Source organism: Klebsiella grimontii (assembly GCF_900200035.1).
GTDB classification, from domain to species: Bacteria; Pseudomonadota; Gammaproteobacteria; order Enterobacterales; family Enterobacteriaceae; genus Klebsiella; species Klebsiella grimontii.
Window position 1 is genome coordinate 321,377 of the sequence record NZ_FZTC01000020.1, and the last position, 6,000, is coordinate 327,376.

At 47.3% G+C, this 6,000-nt stretch carries 6 protein-coding genes; all 6 read left to right on the top strand.

Annotated elements, in window-relative coordinates:
• Positions 1-580 precede the first annotated feature (580 nt).
• The gene (locus tag KOSB73_RS20305) at positions 581-1,942 is read left to right on the top strand and encodes a HEPN/Toprim-associated domain-containing protein (protein WP_003036316.1); all 1,362 of its coding nucleotides are present in this window, start codon (positions 581-583) and stop codon (positions 1,940-1,942) included.
• Between the two features lie 1,063 nt (positions 1,943-3,005).
• On the top strand, positions 3,006-3,506 hold the full coding sequence (locus KOSB73_RS20310; RefSeq protein WP_004138868.1) for a helix-turn-helix domain-containing protein: 501 nt from the start codon (positions 3,006-3,008) through the stop codon (positions 3,504-3,506).
• Between the two features lie 39 nt (positions 3,507-3,545).
• Complete coding sequence (gene fimA, locus KOSB73_RS20315) at positions 3,546-4,091, top strand: type 1 fimbrial major subunit FimA (RefSeq protein ID WP_098140880.1); 546 nt, start codon at positions 3,546-3,548, stop codon at positions 4,089-4,091.
• Between the two features lie 71 nt (positions 4,092-4,162).
• Positions 4,163-4,699: a type 1 fimbrial minor subunit FimI gene (gene fimI / locus KOSB73_RS20320; RefSeq protein ID WP_049085579.1), complete on the top strand. Its 537-nt coding sequence runs from the start codon at positions 4,163-4,165 to the stop codon at positions 4,697-4,699.
• A gap of 46 nt (positions 4,700-4,745) precedes the next feature.
• Positions 4,746-5,456, top strand: a complete 711-nt coding sequence (locus tag KOSB73_RS20325) for a fimbria/pilus periplasmic chaperone (protein ID WP_049089517.1) — start codon at positions 4,746-4,748, stop codon at positions 5,454-5,456.
• A 74-nt stretch (positions 5,457-5,530) separates the two neighbouring features.
• The coding region (locus KOSB73_RS20330) for a FimD/PapC N-terminal domain-containing protein (protein WP_196406268.1) at positions 5,531-6,000 on the top strand (470 nt) is incomplete at its 3' end.

The following is a 6,000-nucleotide window of genomic DNA, read 5'->3' on the forward strand; positions in this document are numbered from 1 at the left end:
ATTTCTTAACACAATCCGTCGCCAAGAGCTGAGGCAGATTGAGATTGGCCTTGTAGCCAAAACGACTATCTACGAGATGGGTGCGGGATCTGGCCGAGATGGAAGAATGACTCAAAGTGCTCAAGTAAGCCCCTCGTGTTAACATCTGAAAGCCAGAAGTCCGTCTACAAATATGTAGATGATGCTACCCACTGATTGACTGTGTTTACCAAACAAATTTAGGGAAGAGACAAAGTCTATTAATTAATTTGACTGCTCCGCGTTGAGTGACACATTACGCCGTTAGCAACGCCTACTGCGGGCACAAAGCGGCCAGTCCTGTTGGCTGTCAGATCCGCTATGAGCAAAAAGTGGAAGCTCATAATTGTTCTCACCTCCGATGGTGCAATACGTAACTTACAGCGCGATAATCTGCAACGAGCCGATCGCTTGGTTCTGCCCTTGGATTAATTCCTAATGATTGATATTCACTTTGAATTTTGAAGACATTATACCGCTTGTAATTTCATAGCATAGTTGATGACAAATGATATTCCTGGTGGTTTAATTAAGTGATTGCCAACAGTTTAAAAGAGGAATTATGGGCACGGAAATTTCACTTAAGGTTTCAGGTGCAACGCTAGATTGGAGTAAAAATAGCTTAGGTGTTGATCATGGTGCATTGTTCCAGTCAACCGACCACATAATGATACCTCAGCACGAACGCTATGATCTGGAAGAAACCGATGAAATTGATGAAGAAAGACGCCTTCAGTGGACCGTACTCAGGAAGCCTCTTGCAGCAGTAGCTGAACGGGTTGAGTTACTTGGTTTTTCTCTTACTGCTATTCGTGCGGAATATGAAAATCTTGTAAAGCATGAGGTTTATCAAAGAAACGAAATGATTGAAGCCTATCCCGATAATTGGGAACCTTTAGAAAATCTTTTTAGTTTTGATGAGTTTCTGGGCTTACTTAAGAGCTATGATCTGGGGGAGTTAAACGATAAAGATATCGACTTTGATAATTCAAAAAAAACAGAGAATGATAATTTCATTTTGAAGTTATTCCCTAACGACATTTTAAAAAGAATTCCTCTCTATGATCCTTATAACAACTTTTACTGGTCAGAAAAAACAGCGTTTTTCAGTGTCATAAACATACTTCATCCATACTCTATGATCAAACTTTTAAGTGAAAACAAACATAATCTTAGTGAGTATGTCGAGTGGGACTATGGGGAAATAGTCGCTAACGGATGGGTTCACATTAACCAAATAAAAACTGAAATTAACCGTGAAAATTCTTTTCTCATAGCAACTGAAGGTTCCTCGGACTCACATATATTACAAAAGGCATTTAAGCTAATTAAGCCTAGCGTTTGTGAATTTTTTCGTTTCATCGATGTAACATCTGGCCATCCATTCCCCGGCACTGGGGGATTATCAAAGTTTGCTGAGGGATTAGTAAAAATTGATGTACAGAACCAAATCATTTTTGTACTCGACAATGATAGTGAAGGGGTTGAAGCTTTCAAGAAAATCATAAAGATGAAGCTTCCTCATAATATGAGTTGCATATGTCTTCCGGATCTTAAGGAGTTTGAAAGTTTCCCTACTTGTGGCCCAGACGGCCTAACCTTATCCAATATTAATGGAACTGCTGCCGCTATAGAGTGTTACTTGGATTTAACATATAGTGAATATGACTCATACATTGTTAGATGGACTAACTATAAAAAAGAGACCGGGATGTATCAAGGCGCACTTGAGTTTAAAGAGTATTACGCAAAAAGATATCTTGATACATCAGAAGTTAAGCTTATCGAAAGTAAATATGACACCTCCAAACTTGAGGCTTTGCTTAATGCGATCATTGATGCTTGTTCCAAATTATCTGGAGCAATACGTATTGAAAAAATAAAGAGTCACTATCCAAATATATGGACTGAAGAAAAAGTTTAACTCCATTGAATTATTTTTAACAACCTGAAAATAATATTGTGTATCACGTCATTCAAATATTACAATACGGCATATTGGGTGTCCGTTTCTGGCACAGAACAGACAGCCCTTATAGATGTGACAATAGTAGCGATCACCAAATGCACGAGACCGCTCTAATCAGTTTTGATTGGTGGTCATTCTGGTGGTCTTGACAGGAAGAGTTTTCAGGTTTAGCTTATTTATTAGCCAGCTACTGGCAAAGGCGATCCCAGTCAGAGGAGCCAAATTTAAGAAGCCTGCTTTCGAGCGGGCTTTTTGCTTTTCCACTCTCTCATGGCAGCCGTACCGCCTTCTTTAATACCCCCAAATGCGTTCTGCAACGGCGTCTCCTCCAGGCGATAGCAGAGAAAAAACTCCCTGGCACATTAATATCCATTCATTACACTGACAAACGAGGGTGAAGACAGGCTGCGAACGAACCCCATGCTTTTCAGCCCGTGTATCTTAATATCACGCTCCGAATCCCAGCCCGGCTATAAAAGACTTTTGCATCATCGCCTCAATTATACTGCCGGCCATCGCTTCAGCACGGCAGTTTGGGTTCCGTAGTCAATCCGTCATCGCTTCTGAATAAATACGATGCTATTTTCCCCCGCAGAATTAGCGTTCTGATGCGAGCGGAAAAGGTATACTCGGGTCACCTCTATAGGGCTCTTCAGAAGCTCTTAAAAATTTTTGCTGCACTAAGATAGAAAATCCCACGCCTTTAACAAGGAATATTCCCTAAGAAAATTCCAATACAAAGAGCAGGGCTATTGTTGAGGCTTTAATGATAACCTCTCCCTATCATCTTTGCTTTATAAAAAACTACAAATAAATATAATAACAAAATTTAACACCAACAAAAAATATAAATACAAACAAAAACACCACACAAAAACAGCTTAATGGCCGTTATATCTTTTAGAGCGTCAGCGACATGTCTCATTGAGGCGGGCAATGTTAGATTACCCTCAATTCGCTGAATGGTGTTATTAACGCTGAGTTAAAGGTCAACCCAAGGATGAGATCGCGTTCAGATATGAATCTATCAACTAATATTTTATCTAAGGATAAATATTTTACTCTGGGCCTGATTGAATTGCTTGGAGAAGAGTTTATTGACAATTTCTTTTTGATTATAGATTTGGACTCTAACGACCTTCCCGGTGCGGAGTGGATTTATTTTTCGAATAAAAACATTGTCGCCTTTGCATCCAGCGACTTAGCGTTCTATAAGTCCGAACTCTTTGGCAAAGTAACGGTACTAGACAAAAAGAGTAACACCAGAAGTATTCTGAATTTCTTTTTAAAGAAAGAAACTGCAGGAAATTATCATACTAAGTTCCAGCTGAGTCTGCGTGAAAAGCAGATATTAAGCATGTTGAGCAGAGGGGAAAGCAACCAGGAGATCGCAGAAGAGTTTGGCGTGAAACTTAAGACTATTTATACCCACCGTCGCAACCTGATGAATAAATTAGGCTGTAAAAATAGGATTACGTTTCAAAATTTATTTTTCAACAATAAATGTCTTTTTAAGTGAAGCATCGCTTCAGGATTATTCATAAACAGGAGTTTTACCATGAACAAATTAGCCGTTATCGTTTTTTCAGCACTGTCCCTGAGCGCTACTGCAGCCCTGGCAGCCGATCCCGTTACGGTGAACGGCGGCACGGTACATTTTAAAGGTGAAGTGGTGAATGCGGCCTGCGCAGTGGTTGCCGGTTCTCTCGATCAGACCGTTCAGTTAGGCCAGGTTCGTTCAGCGAAACTCGCCACCGCAGGCAGCACCAGCTCTCCCGTGGGCTTCAACATCCAGCTGAATGATTGCGATATCACCGTTTCCGAGAAGGCCGCCATTGCTTTTGCTGGCACGGCGATTAACAGTACCAACCCAACCGTTCTGGCCCTGCAGGGTTCTGCCGCGGGCGGCGCGATTAACGTCGGCGTACAGATCCTTGACCGTACCGGTACCCCGCTGGCGCTGGATGGCGCGACTTTCGGCGCGCAAACCACCCTCAGCAATGGTACCAACGTCATCCCGTTCCAGGCTCGCTACTTTGCGACCGGTGTCGCGACTGCCGGTACTGCTAACGCGGACGCCACCTTTAAAGTGCAATACGAGTAATTTCTTCATCAGGCAAGGAGGCGCATCGGGCCAGGATGGCCCGTTATCCAAATAAGACTGGGGTGATAACGATGCAAAAGATGAAGTCGGGTCTGTTGATATTTTTGCTACCACCGCTGGCGCTGGCCGGTAACTGGGAGGTGATGTTGCCCGGCGGGAACATGCGCTTCCAGGGGATCGTCATTGCCGAGTCCTGCCGCGTTGAAGCGGGAGACCGGCAGATGACGGTCAAGATGGGGCAAATCAGCAGCAATCGGTTTCATTCGGCCGGGGAAGACACCAATCCCGTCCCTTTCGATATTCACCTACAGGAGTGCAGTACCGCCGTGAGCCAGCGCGTTGGCGTGGCGTTTCACGGCGTCGCCGATGGTAAAAATCCGGATGTCCTCTCGGTTGGCGAGGGGCCGGGGATCGCTACCGGCATTGGCGTTGCCCTGTTTGATAAAACCGGCAGCCAGATCCCGCTCAACGCGCCAGCAGGGGCATGGGCGCAGCTGCACACCGGGCCAACCACGCTGCATTTTGTCGCTAAATATCGTTCCACCGGGAGTCAGGTCACCGGAGGAGCCGCGAATGCTCAGGCCTGGTTCTCCCTGACCTACCAGTAATCAGCGCCGGTAACAGGAAATCACCGTGAGAAAGAAAGAGATAAATATGAAAAATAGACTGGCTACCACGCGCGGGATGCGCGGTTTACTGGCGGGACTTTTACTGATCGCCACCGCCGGTTTTTCGACTCAGTCGCAGGCCGGCGTGGCGCTGGGTGCTACCCGCGTAATTTATCCGGCGGGGCAGAAACAGGCGCAGCTGGCGGTAACGAATAACGATGACAATACCTATCTGATCCAGTCCTGGGTGGAAAATGCCGACGGCGCGAAGGACGGAAGCTTTGTTATCACCCCGCCGCTGTTCGCCATGCAGGGGAAGAAAGAGAATACCCTGCGCATCCTTGATGCCACCAACAACCAGCTGCCGCAGGATCGGGAAACGCTGTTCTGGATGAACGTCAAGGCGATCCCGTCGATGGACAAATCAAAGCTCAGCGATAACACCCTGCAGCTGGCGATCATCAGCCGCATTAAGCTCTATTACCGCCCGGCAAAGCTGGCGCTGCCGCCGGATCAGGCCGCGGAAAAGCTGACGTTTCGCCGCAGCGGGAATGCGCTCACGCTGATTAACCCCACCCCTTATTACCTGACGGTCACCGAACTCAACGCCGGCACCCGGGTGCTGAAAAATGCGCTGGTCCCGCCGATGGGCGAAGCCAGCGTCAGTTTACCGTCCGATGCAGGTCGCGAGATTACCTACCGGACGATTAACGACTACGGCGCACTCACCCCGCGCATGAAAGGCGTCATGCAGTAACCGATCGGGGAGCAGCGCTCTCCCCCTGAACGAAAAAAATAACGATGGCCGGGCGACTTTGGACCGGAGGGACTATGTCACATCTGAAATATGGACTCGACCACGTGGGCTCCCGGCGTATGACTCCAGGATCTGCGCGCGCATTCGCGCAGATCCCCTTAGCTCTTTTACTCGCCTCACCGGCTTTTTACGCCCAGGCGGAGCTCTATTTCAACCCACGCTTTCTGGCGGACGATCCCGCCGCCGTGGCGGATCTGTCCGGCTTTGAAAAGGGCCAGGAGCTGCCGCCGGGCACCTACCGCGCCGATATCTATCTGAATGACGGATATATGACCACCCGCGATGTCACGTTTAATGCCGGTGAAAAAGGCCACGGTCTGGCCCCCTGCCTGACGCGCGGACAGCTGGCCGGGATGGGCGTGAATACCTCAGCGATCGCCGGAATCGACGTCCTGGCGGCGGATGCCTGCGTACCGTTAACCGAGATGATTAAAGACGCGACGACCCGCTTTGATGCCGGGCAGCAGCGGCTGTATCTGACCAT

Excerpts from the sequence above, each read along its gene's own strand:
- KOSB73_RS20310 (WP_004138868.1), top strand. The coding sequence starts at position 3,006 with ATGAATCTATCAACTAATATTTTATCTAAGGATAAATATTTTACTCTG.
- fimI (WP_049085579.1), top strand. The coding sequence starts at position 4,163 with ATGCAAAAGATGAAGTCGGGTCTGTTGATATTTTTGCTACCACCGCTG.
- KOSB73_RS20325 (WP_049089517.1), top strand. The coding sequence starts at position 4,746 with ATGAAAAATAGACTGGCTACCACGCGCGGGATGCGCGGTTTACTGGCG.
- fimA (WP_098140880.1), top strand. The coding sequence starts at position 3,546 with ATGAACAAATTAGCCGTTATCGTTTTTTCAGCACTGTCCCTGAGCGCT.
- KOSB73_RS20305 (WP_003036316.1), top strand. The coding sequence starts at position 581 with ATGGGCACGGAAATTTCACTTAAGGTTTCAGGTGCAACGCTAGATTGG.